The 20141-nt window shown below is 40.8% G+C and carries 20 protein-coding genes; 1 reads left to right on the top strand and 19 read right to left on the bottom strand.

Annotated elements, in window-relative coordinates; translation table 11 throughout:
- Positions 1 to 46: 46 nt before the first annotated feature.
- From flhB to AAEU30_RS05365, 17 genes are all read right to left on the bottom strand, one after another.
- Positions 47 to 1177 (bottom strand): flagellar biosynthesis protein FlhB, encoded by a 1131-nt coding sequence (gene flhB, locus AAEU30_RS05445; protein WP_087530870.1) that lies wholly within the window; start codon positions 1175 to 1177, stop codon positions 47 to 49.
- A 9-nt stretch (positions 1178 to 1186) separates the two neighbouring features.
- The gene (gene fliR, locus AAEU30_RS05440; protein WP_421959658.1) at positions 1187 to 1966 is read right to left on the bottom strand and encodes a flagellar biosynthetic protein FliR; all 780 of its coding nucleotides are present in this window, start codon (positions 1964 to 1966) and stop codon (positions 1187 to 1189) included.
- Position 1967: 1 nt separating this feature from the next.
- Positions 1968 to 2237 (bottom strand): flagellar biosynthesis protein FliQ, encoded by a 270-nt coding sequence (gene fliQ / locus AAEU30_RS05435; protein WP_087530872.1) that lies wholly within the window; start codon positions 2235 to 2237, stop codon positions 1968 to 1970.
- Positions 2238 to 2282: 45 nt separating this feature from the next.
- Positions 2283 to 3023, bottom strand: a complete 741-nt coding sequence (gene fliP / locus AAEU30_RS05430; protein WP_421959657.1) for a flagellar type III secretion system pore protein FliP — start codon at positions 3021 to 3023, stop codon at positions 2283 to 2285.
- A gap of 1 nt (position 3024) precedes the next feature.
- Complete coding sequence (fliO, locus tag AAEU30_RS05425; protein ID WP_421959656.1) at positions 3025 to 3411, bottom strand: flagellar biosynthetic protein FliO; 387 nt, start codon at positions 3409 to 3411, stop codon at positions 3025 to 3027.
- Entirely contained in the window at positions 3408 to 3806 is a 399-nt protein-coding gene (fliN, locus tag AAEU30_RS05420; RefSeq protein WP_087530875.1) for a flagellar motor switch protein FliN, read from the bottom strand. The genes fliO and fliN overlap by 4 nt, the downstream gene beginning before the upstream one ends.
- An 18-nt stretch (positions 3807 to 3824) precedes the next feature.
- The gene (gene fliM / locus AAEU30_RS05415; protein ID WP_087530876.1) at positions 3825 to 4919 is read right to left on the bottom strand and encodes a flagellar motor switch protein FliM; all 1095 of its coding nucleotides are present in this window, start codon (positions 4917 to 4919) and stop codon (positions 3825 to 3827) included.
- A 9-nt stretch (positions 4920 to 4928) separates the two neighbouring features.
- Positions 4929 to 5450 (bottom strand): flagellar basal body-associated protein FliL, encoded by a 522-nt coding sequence (fliL, locus tag AAEU30_RS05410; protein WP_421959655.1) that lies wholly within the window; start codon positions 5448 to 5450, stop codon positions 4929 to 4931.
- A gap of 93 nt (positions 5451 to 5543) precedes the next feature.
- Positions 5544 to 7967: a flagellar hook-length control protein FliK gene (locus AAEU30_RS05405; protein ID WP_421959654.1), complete on the bottom strand. Its 2424-nt coding sequence runs from the start codon at positions 7965 to 7967 to the stop codon at positions 5544 to 5546.
- A gap of 100 nt (positions 7968 to 8067) precedes the next feature.
- The gene (gene fliJ / locus AAEU30_RS05400; protein WP_421959653.1) at positions 8068 to 8514 is read right to left on the bottom strand and encodes a flagellar export protein FliJ; all 447 of its coding nucleotides are present in this window, start codon (positions 8512 to 8514) and stop codon (positions 8068 to 8070) included.
- Positions 8514 to 9848, bottom strand: a complete 1335-nt coding sequence (fliI, locus tag AAEU30_RS05395) for a flagellar protein export ATPase FliI (RefSeq protein ID WP_421959652.1) — start codon at positions 9846 to 9848, stop codon at positions 8514 to 8516. The genes fliJ and fliI overlap by 1 nt, the downstream gene beginning before the upstream one ends.
- An 18-nt stretch (positions 9849 to 9866) precedes the next feature.
- Entirely contained in the window at positions 9867 to 10682 is an 816-nt protein-coding gene (gene fliH / locus AAEU30_RS05390) for a flagellar assembly protein FliH (protein ID WP_421959651.1), read from the bottom strand.
- 3 nt (positions 10683 to 10685) lie between these two features.
- A complete protein-coding gene (fliG, locus tag AAEU30_RS05385) occupies positions 10686 to 11732 on the bottom strand; it encodes a flagellar motor switch protein FliG (protein WP_087530882.1) in 1047 nt (348 codons plus the stop codon).
- Positions 11725 to 13440, bottom strand: a complete 1716-nt coding sequence (fliF, locus tag AAEU30_RS05380) for a flagellar basal-body MS-ring/collar protein FliF (protein WP_421959650.1) — start codon at positions 13438 to 13440, stop codon at positions 11725 to 11727. Before fliF ends, fliG begins: the two co-directional genes overlap by 8 nt.
- 20 nt (positions 13441 to 13460) lie before the next feature.
- Positions 13461 to 13793, bottom strand: a complete 333-nt coding sequence (gene fliE / locus AAEU30_RS05375) for a flagellar hook-basal body complex protein FliE (RefSeq protein WP_087530884.1) — start codon at positions 13791 to 13793, stop codon at positions 13461 to 13463.
- A gap of 169 nt (positions 13794 to 13962) precedes the next feature.
- Complete coding sequence (locus AAEU30_RS05370; RefSeq protein WP_421959649.1) at positions 13963 to 15384, bottom strand: sigma-54-dependent transcriptional regulator; 1422 nt, start codon at positions 15382 to 15384, stop codon at positions 13963 to 13965.
- Entirely contained in the window at positions 15381 to 16493 is a 1113-nt protein-coding gene (locus AAEU30_RS05365; protein WP_421959648.1) for a sensor histidine kinase, read from the bottom strand. The genes AAEU30_RS05370 and AAEU30_RS05365 overlap by 4 nt, the downstream gene beginning before the upstream one ends.
- A 126-nt stretch (positions 16494 to 16619) precedes the next feature.
- Between AAEU30_RS05365 and AAEU30_RS05360 the strand changes: the two genes are divergently transcribed.
- A complete protein-coding gene (locus AAEU30_RS05360) occupies positions 16620 to 17207 on the top strand; it encodes a DNA-3-methyladenine glycosylase I (protein ID WP_421959647.1) in 588 nt (195 codons plus the stop codon).
- A 60-nt stretch (positions 17208 to 17267) separates the two neighbouring features.
- Here the strand turns inward: AAEU30_RS05360 and AAEU30_RS05355 are convergent, their stop codons facing one another.
- Both AAEU30_RS05355 and AAEU30_RS05350 read right to left on the bottom strand, forming a co-directional pair.
- Positions 17268 to 18704: a sigma-54 dependent transcriptional regulator gene (locus AAEU30_RS05355; RefSeq protein WP_421959646.1), complete on the bottom strand. Its 1437-nt coding sequence runs from the start codon at positions 18702 to 18704 to the stop codon at positions 17268 to 17270.
- 149 nt (positions 18705 to 18853) lie between these two features.
- Positions 18854 to 20128 carry an MBL fold metallo-hydrolase gene (locus AAEU30_RS05350; RefSeq protein ID WP_421959645.1) on the bottom strand — a complete coding sequence of 425 codons (1275 nt, stop codon included), beginning with the start codon at positions 20126 to 20128 and terminating at the stop codon, positions 18854 to 18856.
- Positions 20129 to 20141: the final 13 nt, after the last annotated feature.

Here is a 20141-nt window from a genome sequence, read left to right as displayed (position 1 = left end):
TTGCAATAACTATTCCAAGTTATTGCAAAGCTAAAATTAAGCAGGACTAGTATTTATAAGCGTCTGGAATAGGAAGCTTTTTATTGAGCTCAGTTGGGCGCTTACCACGGCCTTTTTGAAAGCGCTTAAGTTGAAATACATAAGCTAGTACTTGTGCAACCGCTGTAAACAGCTGATCTGGTATTTGGTCGCCAACCTCTGCAGTGTGATACAGCGCACGAGTCAACATAGGGGATTCAACTACAGGGACTTCGTTCCCTTTTGCAATTTTTCGAATTTGCATTGCCATCTCATCAATCCCTTTAGCAAGTACAATTGGCGCACCTGCACGCTCTGTATCATATTTAAGTGCCACGGAATAATGGGTTGGGTTGGTTACAACTACATCTGCATCAGGCACGTCTTGCATCATCCTGCGCTGCGACATCTGTCGTTGGGTTTGCCTAATGCGAGCTTTTATTTGCGGATCACCTTCTGAATTCTTATATTCATCTTTTACTTCTTGCAAAGTCATTTTAAGTTCTTTGTGGTGTTTATGACTTTGATACGGTGCATCAATCGCTGCAATAATCGTTAATGTGCAGGTTAAACCTAAAAACATCCACGCCAGAATCTCTAAAGCATGAATAATATTACCCGGAGCACTTTCAATGCTCAGATGAAGAATCTCATCAAAAAAGGTATTAATTAAAAATATGGCAAACCCAGCCACCACCGCAAACTTTAATATCGACTTAACCAGCTCCACACCAGCTTGCGGGCCAAACATACGTTTGATACCTTTAGCGGGTGACATTTTACTTGCCTTAGGTGCAGCGGCTTGCCAACTAAAGTTAAACCCACCGAGTAATGTATTTCCTATAATACCTGCAAGAGCAATAATAAATACAAACATGGCCATTGGAAAAACAAGCGCGTCAGCTACAGATCCCCACACCGAAAACATCTTAGTTGTGTCATAGGTTTCGTTGCGATTCAAACTCAGCATTCGGCCCATAATATTATACAGGCCTTTACCAATTTCAGGACCATACAATAATAGTGAAATAGCAGAAAAAATAAGCACAAACATAGTACCGAGCTCTTTTGAACGCGCTACTTGGCCCTTTTTCTTAGACTCTTCAATTTTTTTACCGGTGGGTTCTTCGGTTTTTTCTTGACCTGAATCTTCAGCCATATTGCGCTCCTAGGGTGAACAACCAACTAAAGTACACATCAATTCAACCATTTTTAGCCACTGAAATTCAAACTGAGTGACAAAGTTTCCTAGTGTAGCCCAAATAATAACTAGCCCGGCGACAAGGGTAAATGGAAAACCTATAGAGAAAATATTTAACTGCGGCGCAGCACGAGTCATTACTCCAAACGACATATTAATGACCAGCATTGCGGTTAACGGTGCTAAAGATAACACCAATGCAGTAGTAAACATCCAACCGCCCCATGTCACGATATCCCAATAGTGATCAACTGCCCACCAGCTACCATCAATAGGGAGAACATTAAAACTATGCACCACCATTTGGATCATCATTAAATGACCGTTAAAAACAAAAAATAATAAAGTAGCTAGGATTAAGTAAAATTGACCAACCGCAGGTACGCTCATACCATTAGACGGGTCAACAACAGAGGCAAAACCTAAACCCGTTTGCATTGCCAATATTTGCCCCGCTAACACGAAGGTATTAAGCATGAGTAATGATGCAAACCCGATAGCGACGCCTATCAGTATTTGCTGGATCACCACTAATATCATTTGAAAAGAAAATAGGTTATTGAAACTTGCAGGAGGAAGCACAGGTACGACTAAAAACGTAATAACCACCGCCAAACCCATTTTGATTCGGGTAGGGACATTTTTGGCCCCAAGACCTGCCATAACCATGATCATCGAACTAATCCGCACTAATGGCAATAAAAAATCACTGAGCCATTGAATAATAACTGAAAATGGAAACTCCATATTAGCCTGCGATTTCAGGAATGATCATTATTAAACGAGTAAAAAAGTCCATTAACTCCTGAGTTAGCCAATGACCACCAAAAATAAGTGCACTGATGGTAATTAATAAACGCGGTAAAAAGCTTAATGTTTGCTCATTGATAGACGTTGCAGCCTGAAATACCGCAACAACTAAACCGACAAGTAATCCTGGTACAACAATAGCGGAAACTAACTTAATTACTAAAAATAATGCATCGCTGAGTATATCAACAAAAATTTCCGGTTCCATGGCTCCCTCCTAGTTTTGCTTAAGCGTCAATAAAAACAACATAGCCTAAGCCCCGAGTCCGAAACTTTTTGCTAAGGAGCCCATTACAAGACCCCAGCCATCAACTAAAACAAACAGCATGATTTTAAAGGGTAAAGATACGATCATCGGCGATAGCATCATCATACCCATTGCCATTAATACAGAGGCCACCACTAAATCCACGATTAAAAACGGAATGAAAAACATAAAACCGATAATAAAAGCAGTTTGCAACTCACTAGTCACAAAAGCAGGAATAAGCACAATCATTGGCGTATCTTCAGGTGAATTAAGCTGATCATAGCCTGCTATTTTAGCGAATGTTTCTAAATCTTTTATTCGTACCTGTGACAGCATAAACGCTTTCATCGGCTCTTTAGCCAGCTCTAACGCTTGTAACGATGTAACTTGCTCATTCATGTAAGGCTCTATAGCTTGCTCATTCACTTTTTGATAAACAGGCGCCATAATAAAGATACTTAAAAACAATGACATGCCAAGTAGTATTTGATTTGACGGAGTTTGCTGCAAGCCAATCGCTTGGCGTAAAATAGCCAACACCACAATTATTCGCGTAAAAGAAGTCATCATGATCACGGCCGCAGGAATAAAGCTCAGCGCGGTCATGATAGCAAGGACTTGTAGCGTTACGGAGTAGTCTTGTGAGCCATCAGGATTGGTGGTGATATTAAGCGCTTCAATCCCTTCAGCGCTAACACTTGGAATAAACACTAAGGTAAAAATTACCAGCAGCCACTTCATCATATTATGTATTCTTTTTATTGTGGTTAGTCTTCGGGTTTAATAGCTTGCCAAAACGCTGAGCCAAAGCGGGTAACTCTTTTTCAGTTAAGGGGGTTTCTAATTTATGCAAATAATTAATACTGTGCGGGGTCACGCCAAGTAAATGTTGGCAATTATCAATTTCAACAACCATTAAACGTTCACGGGTACTTAAAGGAAGGCTTCGCACCACTTTAAATTCTTCGCTATTAGCCAAGTTTGGGTTTAACTTTTTAACAAAAAATGCCAGTACCACAATCAGTACCAGCACCATAATCAACGACATCGCCATTGACACTATATCTCCCATTGGCGTCGCCGTGGGAGTTACAGTACTTACAGCTGCAGAAAGTAAAAACCAGCCACTCATCGTAATTTTTTGATCCGCTCTACTTGGCTAATAACATCAGTTAAGCGAATACCAAACTTGTCATTAACGACGACCACTTCCCCATGAGCGATAAGCGTACCATTGACCAATACATCTAGCGGTTCACCTGCGACACGGTCAAGTTCAACTACCGAGCCTTGGTTTAATTGCAGTAAGTTACGAATATTAATTTTAGAACGGCCAACTTCCATCGAAATAGTAACTGGTATGTCTAAAATAGTATCGAGCTTACGCTTTTCTTCATTGCTCATTTCGTGCTTAGCATCACTTAACTCATCCAGTTCAGCAACCTTTGCATCGCCACCTTCGTCTGCACCTTCAGCTTCGGCTAAGGCTGCAGCCCATTCGTCCATTGTATCTTGGTCATCACTCATACTTAAAAACCTTAATCTTTACCAGTCTAAATCCACACCTTCCGAAAGGTGTAAATCGTCTTCTAATTCTGCTAATTCTGCATCTGAATCGAGTTTTTTACCGCCTTTTGTAAAGACGTGTAATTCTGATTTAACTGATTCAGGACGTTTAATTTTTTCACTAATTTGCAGTGCGACATTATCCCGTGAGCGGCCCATTTTAGCTCTAAATGTAGGCAGCTCTTCTACAAAAACAGTTATATGCTCTGGCATCTCAACTGGAATGATATCACCGGCTTTAAGCTCCATAATTTGTTCTAAGCTTAAATCCACTTCTAATAATTGCGTTGAAAGCTCAACCTCTACATCCATGATTTCGTCACGTAATGCTTTACTCCAACGTAAATCAGTATCTTCGGTGTCAGATTGCACACCAGCATCAAGCAACTCGCGAATAGGTTCCAACATAGAGTAAGGTAAGGCAATATGAAAATCGCCGCCACCGCCATCAAGTTCAATATGAAATGAACTGATCACCACAACTTCTGTTGGGCTAACAATATTTGCCATGGCAGGGTTTACCTCAGAGTCGAGGTATTCAAAAGACACGTCCATTACCGGTGCCCATGCTTCTTTATAATCTTCAAAGATTATTTTTAATAGCATTTGCACAATACGGCGCTCTGTTGGCGTAAATTCACGGCCTTCAATTTTGGCATGATATCGGCCGTCGCCACCAAAGAAATTATCAACCAAAATAAACACTAAACGTGCTTCCATGGTGATTAAGCCTGTGCCTTTTAATGGGCGAAAGCGCACCATATTTAAACTAGTCGGTACAAATAGAGTATGAATATACTCCCCGAACTTTATCATTTGCACGCCGTTGATTGATACTTCGGCGGTGCGGCGCATCATATTAAATAAGCTGATCCGCATGTGGCGAGCAAACCGTTCATTAACGATTTCCAGCGTCGGCATTCTACCGCGAACAATACGGTCTTGTGATGAGAAGTCATATTGTAGCGTATTGCCACCATCCCCTTCATCACCGTCTTGTATATCTTCCTCTTCAACCTCATCAACACCGTGTAATAGCGCATCAATTTCGTCTTGGGATAATAAATCGCTCACGCAGACCCCTTATTGCATTACAAAGCCGGTAAATAGCACCCGCTCAATTACTTTGCTGCCTTCAACATCATTCAATGCTGTTTGTACTTTTTCAAGCGCTGCTACGCGCAAGGTTTCTTTACCTTCACTGGTGCCAAGTTCATCGGCTGTGGTGGTAGAAAACACACTTAATATTGTACCTTCAATCAGTGGGATATGCTTTTTAGCTATTTCTTCATTTACGTCACCACGCACCAATAATTGCACTTTAATTTGTACTACTCGGTCTCGGCTAGCACCTGGTACATTAAACACAAACGGGCGAGGCATGGCTACATATAAAGCACTGCCTATTTGTGCTGCATCGGAGTTACCTGCATCTTCACTAATAACTGTTTCATCTGATAACGTTTCAGCTGGTTCATCTGAGCCTGATAGGAAAAAATAACCAGCACCTGCAGCAATAACTAGCACTACCACAGCTATAATGATAATGAGCTTTTTTTTACTTTTTCCACCATCTTCGATTTCTAAATTTGTTTCTTCAGCCATGAGAATTCCTTTGCGTTTTAATGACTCAAGATATTACGAGTGTCATTGTGACCCAGCAAGTTATTTATTTTTATATCATTATAATAGCAGGTGTTAGGCATAGTAATCTATTGATGATGAAGATTGTTGCTTGATATTGTTAGTAGATGCTTGAATATCTGCCGATTCATCATCATTTTCAGCATTATTTGCAAGTTGACCTTGAGCATTTTGCTGCTCTTGTTCTGCCATATTTTCTTGACTATCACCTTGTTGAATACTACTTTCTCCAAGTTCAATACCCTGCTCTGCAAGCATTTCTCGTAATTTGGGCATAGATTGCTCAAGCGCTTCTTTTGCTTGTTGGTTTTGAACCACGAAGTTTATTTGCGCTTGTTCCGCATCACTGCGAATACGGATTTGCATACTCCCCATCTCAGGTGGATCTAAACGAATTTCAGCTTCCTTATTATTAATATTTAATAACGCACTCACTCGCTCTTGCAGTAATTTCGCGGCATCACTTTTAACAATATTCAAAGCCTGTAGTAAAGTAGGATCTAAGCTTACTTGTTTAGTTTGTGTTGTTGCACTTGTTTGCTGAGCGTTTAGCACTTGCATATCGGCAATCTCTTGCTGATAACGCTGATCGATTATTTCATTCATCCCCGTTACAGCAGAGCTTGTAATTTGATTAGTTACAGTCGTAATTTGAGTGAATAACTGATTTGTTCGCGTTACAGCTGTATCGCGAGGAGTTAATGCCTCTGCCTTATCTTTATCAACGATGACTTGCTCTTTAACAATACTTTGCACAGCAGACTGCTTATTAGCTTGCTCTTGGCTCAATGCATTGCCCGCAGCACTTGGTACAGGTGCTGCTTTGCTTGATTCAAGAAGTGCATTATTTGCTGCTTGCGTCGAAGTTTGTGTGTTTAGTTGTGGCTCTTTTATTGTTGTAACTGACTTGCCTTCAAGTTCAGCCAAAGCGGCATTAACTTGATTTAATACCGCGCCTTGAGGTTTTTCAGTCGCGAGAAATTGATTTAACTGTTTTGTTAGTACTTGTTTTTCTGATGTTGAAAGACTCGCTATTTCATCGCTTAATTGCGGCGCATCAATAGTTGCAGTTGTATTGGCGGTTGTATTTTTTAACACTGAGCTATGGCTAGCGTCGCTGTTAGTCACTACAAATTGTGCAATGGTCTGTTTTAACTCAGATATATGTTGTAATGTCGGCCCTTGCGCTGGAAAGCTTGCTACTTGCGTTTGTAATGCTTTACGCTGCTCAGTAGTTAGGCTAGCAAGTAGTTTATCATCAACTAGAGACTTATTTTCATCTGCATTTAATAATGTTTGCGCAGCTTGAGTTACGTCAGGACTTTTAGCAATCGCTGGAGTCATTGCTAAGGATTTATCTGGCGTTGCAGAAACGGCGTCTTTTAACACTTTTACTGTATCAGCCGTTTGCGTCATAGTTTTGTCAACTGCTGGGTTTTCAGTTGTATTCTCCACTCTAGTTGCTTTTGCAGTATTGCTAGCATCATCAAATTCAGTTGTTGTACTTTGATCTGTTGATGGGGACAATGCAACGTCAGTTAAAACTTTAGCCTCACCATTGTGTGATGATTTCCCCCCCCCACTCTGAGCAGATTCATTCTCGCTATTAGTTGCAGTATCAACTAACTTTCCTTCAAGTGATTTAGGGTTTACAGGCTCTTTATTCAAAATAGTAGATTCAGCTGTACCTTTTACTTGGTCTGAATCCTGTGCCGTTGTAACAGAATTAAATAAAGCCTCTTTGTCTGAGTTAACCTTATCAACAATAGGTGTAACAGCATCACCTGGGTCGCCTTTATAATTAACTTCTTTACCAATCGCTTCAGCAATGACTGTTTTATCACTTGTTACAGCAAGCTTATTCTCACTGCTATCATCTTCGAGTGGTGAATCAATAATTGGGGTGACCGCATCAATTGGGCGTGGTGTATTCACTTTTACCAACCCAGGTTCTAGCTGCTCTTCTGAGTATTTGTCCAGTAAATCACTGACAGAGTTTCTCTTCGTATCTTGACTGTCATCTTCAAGTGGTGGGTCAATAATTGGGGTTACAGCATCAATAGGACGTGGTGCGTTTGCTTTTACGAGCCCTGGATCTAATTTTTCTTGAGCATACTTATCTAATAGGTCAATTACAGAAGTTGCCGGTTTATCAGTTGATGTGGTCTTTACACTGGTATCTAGATTATTTGCAGCATTAATTTGTGCAAGCATGTCGTCACCTGATATTTCAGGTTTACCTTGCTCTTTGTTTATTTCTTCTTGGCTTGGTTTGACCTTTTGAGGATCCTCTTGCTCTGCTGCATTTGATTTTTTACTAGGTGTTTCAACAGCATAATTAGCACTTTGCAATTGGGTTAAAAAATCACTACCCGCACTCTGCGCATCTTCTGTTCTGCCTTGCTGCGCTTGATCTTTGTTCGCTAATTTAGCATCTGGCTCTGCTGAAATGAGTACTGATAATTCGCTAATCGACATAATTCACCTACATTAAACGTGGCAATTTGCCGCCGCAGTTTGCCAATATAAAGACTTCATAAATGAATAAAGCAATTTATATGCCTAAATTGTTATTAGATCACAAGGCTTGGCGTTTTTGAAAGAATTGATTGGCAGAAAACTCATCAAGCATTTTTTGCTCATTCTTTAAAATCAACGCATTCGCTTTTTGCTGCTGCTTCTCGATGAGCTTAGCAACTGCTTTGGCCTTAATTTGCTGCTTTAACCACAAACTTTGTCGTTGGGTAACAACTTGCTTTGCTGTATTAACAGTGCTCGCTTGTTGACGAATCGCCTCTTCGATTTTAGCTATAAAAGCGTGGTACTGACTAAACCCTGCACTACTCAAGCCCGACTGGCCTTTAACGTGAAGTTGCTGTGTATACTCCATGCGAAAATCATTTAACCCTTGCAGCTTTTGTTGATTAGCTTGAAAATGTTGTTGCGCTTGCAAATAGTTCATTCGCAACGACTCTTCTTTGTCTTTTTCTAATTTCAGCAGTAGATCGAGTTTATTCTTTGCCATTATGCTTGTCCTAATAATTGAGCAAGCCCTTGTAAACCGTCATCATAACTGATCACATCTTTCATACCTTGCTGCAAAAATGCATTGACTCGTGGCATCATATTTATAGCCTGATCAAGCATTTGGTCTGTGCCCTTTTGGTAGGCGCCTAAAGTAATCATATCTTTGTTTTGCTGATACATGGAGTAAACTTGTTTTAATACTCTCGCTTGCTGCATATGAGGCTCTGAAACAACTTGCGGCATAACCCGTGAGATAGACTTTTCAATATCAATTGCAGGGTAATGCCCGCTATCGGCTAAATCTCGTGATAACACAATGTGACCGTCTAAAATCGCGCGGGCAGCATCGGCTATTGGGTCTTGCATATCATCCCCTTCGCTTAGCACGGTAAAAAATGCCGTTATCGAGCCTTGTCCTTCACCACCATTCCCTGCGCGCTCCACCAGCGCGGGCAGTTTAGCAAACACTGAAGGAGGGTAACCTTTGGTTGCAGGCGGCTCACCAACAGCTAACGCTATTTCACGTTGCGCCATGGCATAACGCGTCACTGAATCCAGTAGCAATAGAACGTTTAATCCTTGATCGCGAAAATACTCTGCAATAGTCACTGCACTTTCGCACCCTTTAAGGCGCATAAGCGGTGAGGCATCTGCGGGAGCTGCAACCACTACGGATCGTTTGCGCCCTTCAACGCCTAAAATCTCTTCAATAAATTCTTTAACTTCACGGCCACGTTCGCCCACTAAACCTACGACGATAACATCAGCTTCTGAGCCTCGGGTCATCATACCTAGTAAAACAGATTTACCCACACCAGAACCTGCAAACAAGCCCATTCGTTGGCCCTGACCTACGGTAATAACTGAATTAATAGCACGCACGCCAACATCCATAGGTTGACTGATTGGCCTACGAGACAAAGGATTAATAGTGTTTTGGGCAAATTTTAAATGGTGCTCTGCGTTTATTGGCCCTAAGCCATCCAACGGGCGCCCTAACCCATCAACGACACGACCAAGCAAACACATACCAACCGGCAAACCAGTTTCATTTACTTGCGGTATAACTCGTGCACCTGGCAACACCCCTGATATATGATCATTGGGCATTAAGTAGAGGGTTTGGTCATTAAAACCAACTATTTCAGCATCAACAAAGCCATGCATGGTTTCGATTTTACATTGGCTGCCTACGGGAGCTCTAAGCCCCTTAGCTTCCAAAGTAAGGCCCACAACGCGTGTAAGAATACCCGCGACAGCCGGTGTTGGGCTATGAATATGCTTTTGATAATTTTGTAAGCGTTCGCTTAATGGCCGAAGTTGAGAACTCATTGCAAACCAATTATTGGGTTAGATACCACTACTATGCAAAAAACTATCCAACGTTTCTTTGACGCGGGTTTTCATCGTCATATCAATGGATGATTGAGGTGTTTTAACTTGGCAACCACCACGCTCAAGTGTCGGCTCTGGCACAAGTTGCCAATTACTTTGCGATAGCGCTTGTTCACCATAGCTACTTTTAACTAATTCGATATCGTCAGGGTTTAGGTGAATACGTACACTTTGTTGTTGCTCACCGAGCGCATCAATAGCGTGTTTTAAGCTATGTAAGAGCACATCCGGCGAGGCTTTAACTTCTTGATAAATTAATGCTTCAGCCAGCATCACCGCCAGTTGAATTAATTGCTTTTCCGCATCTTCGTCAACTTTATCAAGGGGGGCTGTTAAGCTATCAAGCAGTGTTTTTAAGCCCGTTAACTGCTCTTCAATTAATGGCTTAACCTCTTCATGGCCTTGAGTTTTACCCAGCTCCACACCTTCTTTGTAACCTGCTTCTTTGCCTTCTGATACCCCTTTTTCAAAGCCATCAATATAACCTTGTTCATGGCCTTGCTTTAAACCTTCTTCATACGCATCTTGGCGAATACGCTCCAGTTCAGCCATCGTTAAATTGGGTAATTCTTCTTCGGCTTCAGGCTCTTCAATCGGTTCTTTAACTTCTTTTTTGTAAAGCTCCGCGAGTGGCGTACCAAATGCCGTTGAACGACCATCGTATTTACGTGTATCTTGGGTTACATCTGGGATAGGCCAGTTTTCTAATAACTCATCAACCGCCTCATTTGCATGCAATGGCCGACCTTGAGTTGAGCGAGGTTTATTCATGGTTTACAAGAACTCCTCGCCACCGCCGCCACCAAGCATAATTTCACCTGAATCAGCTAAACGGCGAGCTGTTGATAGTATTTCTTTTTGTGCAGCTTCTACTTCACTGATCCGCACTGGCGCCATCGCTTCTAAGTCATCCGCGAGCATGTCGGCAGCACGTTTTGACATATTACCCAATATTTTATCTTTTAATGCTTCATCAGTGCCTTTAATCGCTTTCATCAGTACATCTTGTTGTACTTCACGTAAGATAGCTTGTATGCCTCTATCTTCAACATCCATTAAGTTTTCAAATACAAACATTAAATCTTGAATTTGTTGTGACATTTCTTCGTCATGCTCACGGATAGAGTCCATGAGTTGACCTTCAACATTGGTATCTAGATAGTTCATTATATCAGCAGCAGCTTTCAGGCCGCCCATTTTCGCAGCTTGTGCACCGGCTTGACCTGCGAATTGTTTTTCCATGATCTCGTTAAGTTCTTGCAGTGCTGCAGGTTGAACTTCTTCAAGGTTAGCAATACGCATGGTTAAATCTAAGCGCACTTTTTCTGGAAATTGCGCTAAGATTTCAGCAGATTGCTCTGGTTCCAAGTATGACAGAACAATGGTTTGAATTTGCGGATGCTCATTACGAATAATATTAGCTACTTGTTTTGAGTCCATCCACTTTAATGAATCCAAGCCTTTCGCGCCTGAACCCATGACTATTTGGTCTATTAAACTGGCGGCTTTGTCTTCACCTAATGCAGCAGTAAGTGCTTTTTTGATGAAGTCTTCTGATTGGAAGCCAATAGTACTGAAGCTCTGTATTTGTTCAATAAACAAGTTGTGTACAGCGCTTATTTTAGCCTGCGACAAATCATCTATTGCCGCCATTGCCATACCTACTTTTTGCACTTGCTTCGGCTCTAAGTGCTTAAGTATTTGCGCTGCATCTTCTTCCGATAAGCTCAACAGTAAGATGGCCGCTTTGTCTACACCATCTAGTTTATCAACATCAAATGCAGCGGGTAGTTGTTTTTGTTCTAAATCTTGATCAGTCATCTTCGCTTAACCACGCTTTCACAACCTGTGAGGATAGTTCTGGTTCATTTGCTACAAGGGCACGAACAGCTTTAAGTAAGTCTTCGTCGCCATGTAAGTCTGGTAACTGTAGTGTACCATCACTTGAGAAGCCAACCGAAGCAGAATCAAAGTCTTTATTTAGCATATCTAGCGTATTATCGCCAATATCAACACCTGAGCTTAATGCATCATCATCATATTCTTCAAGCGTGTCATCTGGGTAAATTAAGCGTTTCAGCATAGGTTTAACCACGGCCATAATTAGCACTATAATTACTAAAGCACCTAAGACTAATCGCACAACCTTCATAAACCAGCTTTGCTCCCAAAGCGGTACTTCTTCAAGAACATCGAGTTGTTCACGAACAAATGGGACAGTGACAACTTCTAATGCATCACCACGTTGTAAATCAAAACCAACACCACCTTGTAATAAACGACGGATATTTGACAACGCTTCAACTGAACGCGGCACCATAGTCGTTTCACCGTTTTCGCCCACTGTGGGTAAGTAATCCACTGCAACTGATACACTAATTCGACGTATTACACCGGTTTGCTGACGCTTATGTGAAATTGTAGTATCAAGCTCATAGTTACGAGTTGCTTCTTTATGACTTCGGCTCGGGGATGTGGCCGTACCCGCGCCCCCTTGCCCTGCTATTTCTGGAATATCAGAGTTGACTGGTGGCTGGTTGGTCAATGCACCAGGGATACCTACCGCAAGGCCACCAATGTTATTTTCTTCAAAGGTTGTTTCGCTGCGTACTGCTGGTAAGTCTGGGTTATAACGTTTTTGTGTTTCTTCGACTGCACTAAAATCCATACTTAAATCAACTTGTGCAGTATAGTTACCCATACCCACAACTGGCATTAAAATACTGTCGATTTTTTGTAGATACTCTTGTTCACGCTTGCGTTCAATATCGTATTCTTTACGTGAACGTGCTGCTAACGAACTTTGTGAGCCTGAATTTAGTAAGCGACCATTTTGATCCGTTACCGTTACTCGCGCTGGTGAAAGCCCTTGTACCGCTGATGCGATAATATCAACAATAGAATCAACTTCTTCACTATCCAGCATTCTTCCACGTTTTAGTGTTAAAACCACGGTAGCTGAGGGCTCTTTTTCACGACGAGCAAATACATTTTCTTTTGGAATGGCGAGTAATACCTTAGCACGTGTAACATTTTTTAATTCTTCGATAGTACGTGCTAACTGCTGTTCACGGCCATGCTTTAAGCGCTCACGCTCTAAGCGTTGACTCACACCAAAACCCATGTCTTGCATTATAATATCAGTGCCAGAACTGGGTGCTTGGTCTAACCCTTCACGGGTCATTAGCAGTTTTATATTCTGGTACTCACCTTCTGCAACTGAGATGACATTGCCATCTAGTTCATATTCAATTTTTTGTGCATCTAAAAAATCCAGAGTTTGGATTAATTCTTCCGTGGGCATTTTACCTAGCGGACGCATATCTGGCTGACGAGCCCAAATAATCACAAAAATTGCGATAGCTAAGCAAATAGCAAGGGCGATGATCAAAGTGACTTGGCGCAGTACATCAACACCATTTAATGCACTTAAATAACCTGACTTTTGCTCTTGTTGATCGTCGTTATCGCTTTGGTCGATACCGCCACCTGCTAATGCAAGGTCTGTTGATTGATTAGATTGCGCCACAATAATTCTCCACTACCTAATTAAACAGGCATGTTCATGATTTCTTTGTAAGACTCAACAAGCTTATTACGCACTTGCACTGTCGCCTCAAAAGCAACCGATGACTTTTGTGATGCAATCATCACTTCAGCAAGAGAGACATTTCGGTCGCCCATTTCAAGCGCGGTTACTTTTTGTTTTGCTTCTTGCTGATGATTATTAACTGTATCGAGTGCATTCGTTAATAAGTCACCAAATTGTGCAGACGAAGTGGGTTGTGCTTGCGTTGGAATTACATTGCTGGTGTTACTACGGCCTGCTTCTAGAGCCATAGACTGCATTTCTTGGAATAACGCGCTATTTTGAATTTTCATAATTATCTCTGACGTTGCACTTTACTAATAACTTAATAAAGCACAAAACGTGCCAGAAAATAAAAATATAAAATTCAATAGGTTATCGTTTATTTTCAATGTCAGAGTTTTGACATTATAACGCTCAGCACCGCTGAGCGTTATAATTGTTGTGAAGCTCTTTGAGGGGTTAGGCTGGCAATGCAATTCCTAAGTCGCGCATTTGTGCTAATTTATAACGTAGTGTTCGAGGACTTATGCCAAGAGTTTCGGCTACGTCTTTACGCTTACCTTGGCAACGGGTAAGGGTTTCCAAAATAATACGATGCTCTTTGTCTTTGAGTTCATCTTTATAAGTACCAGAGTCTAGGCTTGGTAACTCACCCACAGGCTCTACCGACTCAGTTTTTGCAGCAATCGCTGGAGCAACGGCATCATAGTATGCTTCATTCGTTGTAGCTGGTTTACCTACAAACGGGGTGGCAGTTAAATTCTCAATGAAAATAGCACTTTCATCGATGACTTCACCTTGGCGTAAGATCAACGCCCGTTGAATCACATTATCGAGCTCACGCACATTGCCCGGCCATGCATGAGAGAGTAATTTTTGTTGTGCTTTTTCACTAAGCTGCGCGAGTGATTCTTTACTTTTAGTTAAATGACGTTCAATTAAATGCTTTGCTAACACTATAATGTCACCAGGACGCTCACATAATGGTCGCCACATTAACGGAAATACATTGAGTCTGTAATATAAATCTTCTCTAAACTTATGCTCGCTTACAGCATCTTTTAAATCTCTATTACTAGTTGCAAGTACTCGCACATCAAGCTTAATTGTTTTACGCCCACCTAAACGTTCTACTTCACGCTCTTGCAATACACGTAGCAGCTTTGCTTGAAGACTTAAGTCCATCTCGGTGATTTCATCTAATAGTATGGTACCACCTTGGGCTTGTTCAAACTTACCTGGGCATGCCTGAATAGCCCCTGTAAATGCGCCTTTTTCATAACCAAATAAAGTAGCTTCGAGCATATTTTCAGGTATGGCAGCACAGTTAATTGCCACAAATGGTTCATTTGAACGCTCTGATTTATCATGAATATAACGAGCCAATACCTCTTTACCTGAACCACTTGGGCCTAACACCATGACGCTGGCATCAGATTTTGCCACTTTACTGGCAAGCTCTAATAATTGAATACTTGATGGGTCTGCAACAATGGGACCGTCAGTTTCTTTTTCTGGCTCTGGCAAGTAACGACTCACCATATTTAATAGTACTTCAGGTGCAAATGGTTTTGCCATGTAATCAATGGCACCTAAGCGCATAGCTTCTACGGCATCATCTATTGTTGCATATGCTGTCATCATTAAAACAGGTAAATCAGGGTGATTTAAATTAATGCTACGTAATAAATCGAGTCCGCTCATTGCGCCCATTTGTACGTCACTCACCACTAAAGAAAAACTGTCTTTTTTTAGCAGCAACATAGCTTGCTCTGCACTATCGGCCGCAACACAAGCAATGCCCGACATTTCTAAAGTATCGATTAATGCTTCACGAAGACCTGCGTCATCCTCAACAACTAAAATAGTGTTATTACTCATAATGCCTCCACCGGTTTAGAATCAGTACAAATAGGCAGTAATATGCTAAAACATGCTCCGCCTTGAGTTTTATTGGCAACTTCAACCCTGCCCTGATGGGCACTAGCTACAGAGCTGACTACAGCTAAACCAAGACCCGTGCCTTGGCTTTTAGTGGTAAAGAACGGTTCAAATAGTTTTTCAGCTTGGGCCATATCTATTCCGGGGCCGTTATCACACACACTAATACGCACATGGTCGTCTAAATGGCTATCTCTAATTGCATTTACACGCACTAAGGCACCTGAGCCAATAACTTGAATACTGTTATGAATTAAGTTTTGTATCGCACTGGCTAACGCGGTTTTATTGCCCATAATCGTAATATCAGGCTCAGGTAAATTGACATCAAGCTCACTATTATTAAGTACAACCATCGCATCAGAACCCGCTTTTACTTCGCTAAGAAGCTGCTGCATAGACACTTGCTCGACAACTTGTTGATCGCCACTTTTTGCAAACAGCAGCATGTCATTCACTTGCGTTTCAAGATCTTTTAAGCGCGACATTAACTTTGTATGAAAATTACCACGTGAAGCCTCAGGTAAACGTTTAGAGCCCAAATTAGCCGCGTATAACATAGCTGCAGATAACGGGGTGCGAACTTGATGTGCTAATGAAGCCACCATTTTACCTAACGCACTTAAGCGCTGCATGTGAGCCACACGCGTTTGTAAGCGCCGTGTTTCGGTTAAATCAGTCATGAGTATTAGCTGGCCAGGCTCTGGTGCCAATGCCGTAATATCTAACTTGATTAATCGACCATCTTTTAATGAAACTTCATGGCCATCATCTTGTTGAGGACGAAAAGAGCGCTGGATAATACTAAACCATTTCTCGCCTTCGAGCGGTTCACCTAGCATATCAATTGCAATTTGATTAGCTTTAGCAATCATGCCACGACCATCGAGCACTATAACACCAGCAGGCATGGTATCAACCAAATGGCTCAGCCAACTCGCTTGTTGACGAAGCTCACTAAGCTCTCCCACATACTCTTCTTGTTGAAGACATGGGTTATATTGATTAGCTGTGATAAATTGTGGTTTCAACACGTTTGCAAGTGCCATAGTAAACTCTCATAAAGGTTCTCTACGGTGTTAAATGCACGATCTATACCAAAATTATATTAACTAAAATTCATGAACTTAGCTTTAAATTAAGGCGACAATAAACTGACACAAGGAAAACACACAATGACTAAAAATGTACGGTGTCGCTGCCCATGGCTTGATACTTCAAAACAAGATTATGTAACCTACCACGATGAAGAATGGGGAGTCCCTTTGTATGACGACCAAAAGTTATTTGAGTTTATAACGCTCGAATCAGCCCAAGCGGGGCTTAGTTGGTACACCATATTAAAAAAGCGTGATGGCTATCGCCGCGCGTTTGCAAATTTTGATGTTAAAACCGTAGCCTCATTTAGTGAAACCGATATAGAGCGCTTAATGCTCGATGAGAGTATTGTGCGTAACCGGCTAAAAATCAGTGCAACAATCAACAATGCAAAGCGCTTTTTAGAAATTCAACAAGAGTTTGGTAGTTTTAGTAATTACCAATGGCAGTTTGTCGGCAATAAGCCACAAGTTAGTAATCTAAATGAATTAAGTGATTATCCCGCCATAACTGAAGCATCAACAGCTTTCGCAAAAGATTTGAAAAAACGAGGCTTTAAGTTTTTAGGCCCAACGACGGTTTACGCGCACATGCAGGCATGCGGTATGGTTAACGATCACAGTAATGATTGTTTTAGAAAAGCTGAGATTATTGAAAAATATTAAGGGGTAGGTGTTAGGCACTAGGCTAAAGGTACTAGGTTAAAGATTTTAACCTATCGCGAATTAATCTCGTGATAGGTTATATTTTTTCATTTTTTCAACAAGGGTTGTGCGTCTTACCCCTAGTATCTCAGCGGCGCGAGCAACTACGTAATCATAACGCTCTAGTGCTTGAGTAATAAGGCTTATTTCAAGCTCAGCTAAGTAGTCTTTTAATTCAATACCTTCGTCAGGTAATAACCCAGAATCAGACGAAGCTAATTCAATCTCAGGCTCTTCATCGTAATCACTAAAGCCCGTACTAAAAATATCATTAAACGCGTCACGTTCCATCAGTTCTTCAGGGTATTGAGGTTCATAGGCATCAACTTCAATATAACGATATTTTGCAGGAAGATCGGGCACATCCACGACCTTCTCTGGAAACATAATCACCATACGCTCGACTAGATTTGCAAGCTCACGGATATTACCCGGCCATGCGTGCTCTTTAAGGCTTTCAATGGCACGCTCAGTAAATTTAGCTGTGGTACCACTTTGCTCATTTACACGGCGCATTAATTCTTTTAATAAAAGCGGTATGTCATCAGCCCGCTGTGAAAGAGATGGGTTTTCAATAGGGAAAACATTTAAGCGATAATATAAATCTTCGCGGAATGAGCCTTGCTCAATCATATCTTCAAGGTTTCGGTGAGTCGCCGCAATAATACGCACATCAGCTTGTATCGCTTTCGTGCCACCAACACGTTCGTAGCTGCGCTCTTGTAATACGCGTAAAAGTTTTACCTGCATTTGCAATGGCATATCGCCGATTTCATCTAAAAACAGCGTACCACCTTGAGCAAGTTCGAAACGGCCTTTACGGGCTGAAATAGCTCCTGTAAAAGCGCCTTTTTCATGCCCAAACAATTCACTTTCTAGCAGCTCACCAGGGATAGCTCCACAGTTTACTGGCACGAATGGCCCTGAATTACGTTTAGACAATAAATGTACGTTACGAGCAACCACTTCTTTACCTGTGCCGGATTCACCTAATATAAGCACGTTTGCGTCAGTTTTAGCTACTTGCTCAATTAAAAAGCGGACATCTTTAACTGCTTCTGTTTCACCAACTAAACCATCAAATGATTTATGTGGTTTAGGGTGTTTATGATCGCTTGGCAACATGCGTTGATATTGCTGACAATCATGCAAAAGTTGCGTGGTGACGTCGTGGTTAAATGGCTCAGAAATCAAACCAACCACATTGGCAATACTCAGTAAAGGTTTTAAAGTCTCGCCAATTAATAAAAAAGGAACTGCAGGATAGCGCTTAATTAAGCTCTCATGATCAAACTCTTGTAACGCTCCCAAGATAACCATGCATTCTTGTTTTTGATAGTTATTGCACTCTTGTTCGAAATTTTGCTCGTCAAGGCTTAAAACAGCTTCACCAATAAATGTCAGTGAAGCATGTAAACCAATCGCACGATTATTATTATTATCTAGAATCAAGATCATTAGTCAGCGAACCACAGTTACAACAAGCTATTAGTATTTAAATTGTAAGCGAGTTTGAGAGGGATGCAAGCACTAAGCGACAGTTTTTTGACATCATTGCCAAAAAACTGCCATTAGATTAACTTTAAGTAATACTTAAGAATTATCTGTTAACAAATCGAGAGAAAGTTTAAAAATGCTTGTGCTTTAGGACTATGGATATTTGGGGTTCTTCGTACATTACAAAAGCTTGCAACTTCAGCATTATTCCAATGATAAACACCGGTTAAACAACCAAAAAAATGCCTGTAGTCTACATAATATTCACTTCTTGGTATTAAATTGTCAGAATGAGATAACAAGATTGCGGCACTTGATTTACGAGTATTAATAACAAATTTTTCTCTTATTTTGTCATCAATCATAATATTAAAAACAAAATAATAATCTTCTAAATTTTCGGACTTCCTAAGCGCGTTAACAAGACTACTCTGAACAAGTTTTGAGAATTTTATCTTCTCATATGAGATACATATTTCACTTTCATAATCGAGTAACTCTTCTTGAAGTACTAACTTTCGCGCTTCATAATCTTCTTTCGAATAACACTGCTTTCTCTCCTTTGATAGCACACCAGTTTGTAAGTCTATCTCGCCCTCACCTTTATCAGCTAGAATAATAGCTTTAGGATCAAATGCTTTTACTTCATATGCATCTGCAACCCCTCTAAAATCATTCAATTTAGCTAATTTACCACCTAACAAATATTTACCAGCAAATGGTAGATGATTTTTAGCAGGAAATAACTTTGTGTAATCTAGGTAACGTTTAAAGAATTGTTGCTTTTTCTGTTCTGCTTTAAATTCTAATTCAGGATCAGCAAAATCATAATAGGTTTGTGGGTAAGGTCCAGCTCCAGTGTAGCCTAAAGCTAACAAATCTAATTCTGAGCAATGCCTTGAAATAATCGAATGTAATCTTGTTGTATGCTTAGCTGATTCTATACAGTCATTCAAGTTTAAAATATTTACACCATCACAACTTACAAATAAAGCAGAGTCTATATCTGAAGCAGAACCGTGTATATTTGGCACCACATATAAATGCGTATCTCCGTATAAGCCATACTCTATAGGGGTTACTTCAATCCCATCAGCCCTTGCTTTATATAAGAGATAATTATTTTCAAAAACAGGTATTATCACTGGTTTTTTGCCATATTTATCAAATAGTTTATGCAAAAAAATCGGATCATAATGATCTGGGTGAATATGTGAAATATAAATAACATCCGGTTCCTTTATAATCTCAAGTGGATTATCTATCAAAGGAAACTGATGCCAAGCTCCATCATATGCTCCAGGTGTAAACCAAGGATCTGTTAGTATCCTAATATCTTTTGTCTCGATTTCTATACAAGCACTATAAATATAACGAACCTTCATAAAGACTTCTTCC

This window comes from Pseudoalteromonas mucoides, from assembly GCF_049257175.1.
GTDB lineage: Bacteria > Pseudomonadota > Gammaproteobacteria > Enterobacterales > Alteromonadaceae > Pseudoalteromonas.
Note: the sequence above shows the minus strand (reverse complement) of the source record. Positions and strands in the feature narration are given on the sequence as shown.

Excerpts from the sequence above, each read along its gene's own strand:
- flhB (WP_087530870.1), bottom strand. The coding sequence starts at position 1,177 with ATGGCTGAAGATTCAGGTCAAGAAAAAACCGAAGAACCCACCGGTAAA.
- fliR (WP_421959658.1), bottom strand. The coding sequence starts at position 1,966 with ATGGAGTTTCCATTTTCAGTTATTATTCAATGGCTCAGTGATTTTTTA.
- fliQ (WP_087530872.1), bottom strand. The coding sequence starts at position 2,237 with ATGGAACCGGAAATTTTTGTTGATATACTCAGCGATGCATTATTTTTA.
- fliP (WP_421959657.1), bottom strand. The coding sequence starts at position 3,023 with ATGATGAAGTGGCTGCTGGTAATTTTTACCTTAGTGTTTATTCCAAGT.
- fliO (WP_421959656.1), bottom strand. The coding sequence starts at position 3,411 with ATGAGTGGCTGGTTTTTACTTTCTGCAGCTGTAAGTACTGTAACTCCC.
- fliN (WP_087530875.1), bottom strand. The coding sequence starts at position 3,806 with ATGAGTGATGACCAAGATACAATGGACGAATGGGCTGCAGCCTTAGCC.
- fliL (WP_421959655.1), bottom strand. The coding sequence starts at position 5,450 with ATGGCTGAAGAAACAAATTTAGAAATCGAAGATGGTGGAAAAAGTAAA.
- AAEU30_RS05405 (WP_421959654.1), bottom strand. The coding sequence starts at position 7,967 with ATGTCGATTAGCGAATTATCAGTACTCATTTCAGCAGAGCCAGATGCT.
- fliJ (WP_421959653.1), bottom strand. The coding sequence starts at position 8,514 with ATGGCAAAGAATAAACTCGATCTACTGCTGAAATTAGAAAAAGACAAA.
- fliI (WP_421959652.1), bottom strand. The coding sequence starts at position 9,848 with ATGAGTTCTCAACTTCGGCCATTAAGCGAACGCTTACAAAATTATCAA.
- fliH (WP_421959651.1), bottom strand. The coding sequence starts at position 10,682 with ATGAATAAACCTCGCTCAACTCAAGGTCGGCCATTGCATGCAAATGAG.
- fliG (WP_087530882.1), bottom strand. The coding sequence starts at position 11,732 with ATGACTGATCAAGATTTAGAACAAAAACAACTACCCGCTGCATTTGAT.
- fliE (WP_087530884.1), bottom strand. The coding sequence starts at position 13,793 with ATGAAAATTCAAAATAGCGCGTTATTCCAAGAAATGCAGTCTATGGCT.
- AAEU30_RS05370 (WP_421959649.1), bottom strand. The coding sequence starts at position 15,384 with ATGAGTAATAACACTATTTTAGTTGTTGAGGATGACGCAGGTCTTCGT.
- AAEU30_RS05365 (WP_421959648.1), bottom strand. The coding sequence starts at position 16,493 with ATGGCACTTGCAAACGTGTTGAAACCACAATTTATCACAGCTAATCAA.
- AAEU30_RS05360 (WP_421959647.1), top strand. The coding sequence starts at position 16,620 with ATGACTAAAAATGTACGGTGTCGCTGCCCATGGCTTGATACTTCAAAA.
- AAEU30_RS05355 (WP_421959646.1), bottom strand. The coding sequence starts at position 18,704 with ATGATCTTGATTCTAGATAATAATAATAATCGTGCGATTGGTTTACAT.
- AAEU30_RS05350 (WP_421959645.1), bottom strand. The coding sequence starts at position 20,128 with ATGAAGGTTCGTTATATTTATAGTGCTTGTATAGAAATCGAGACAAAA.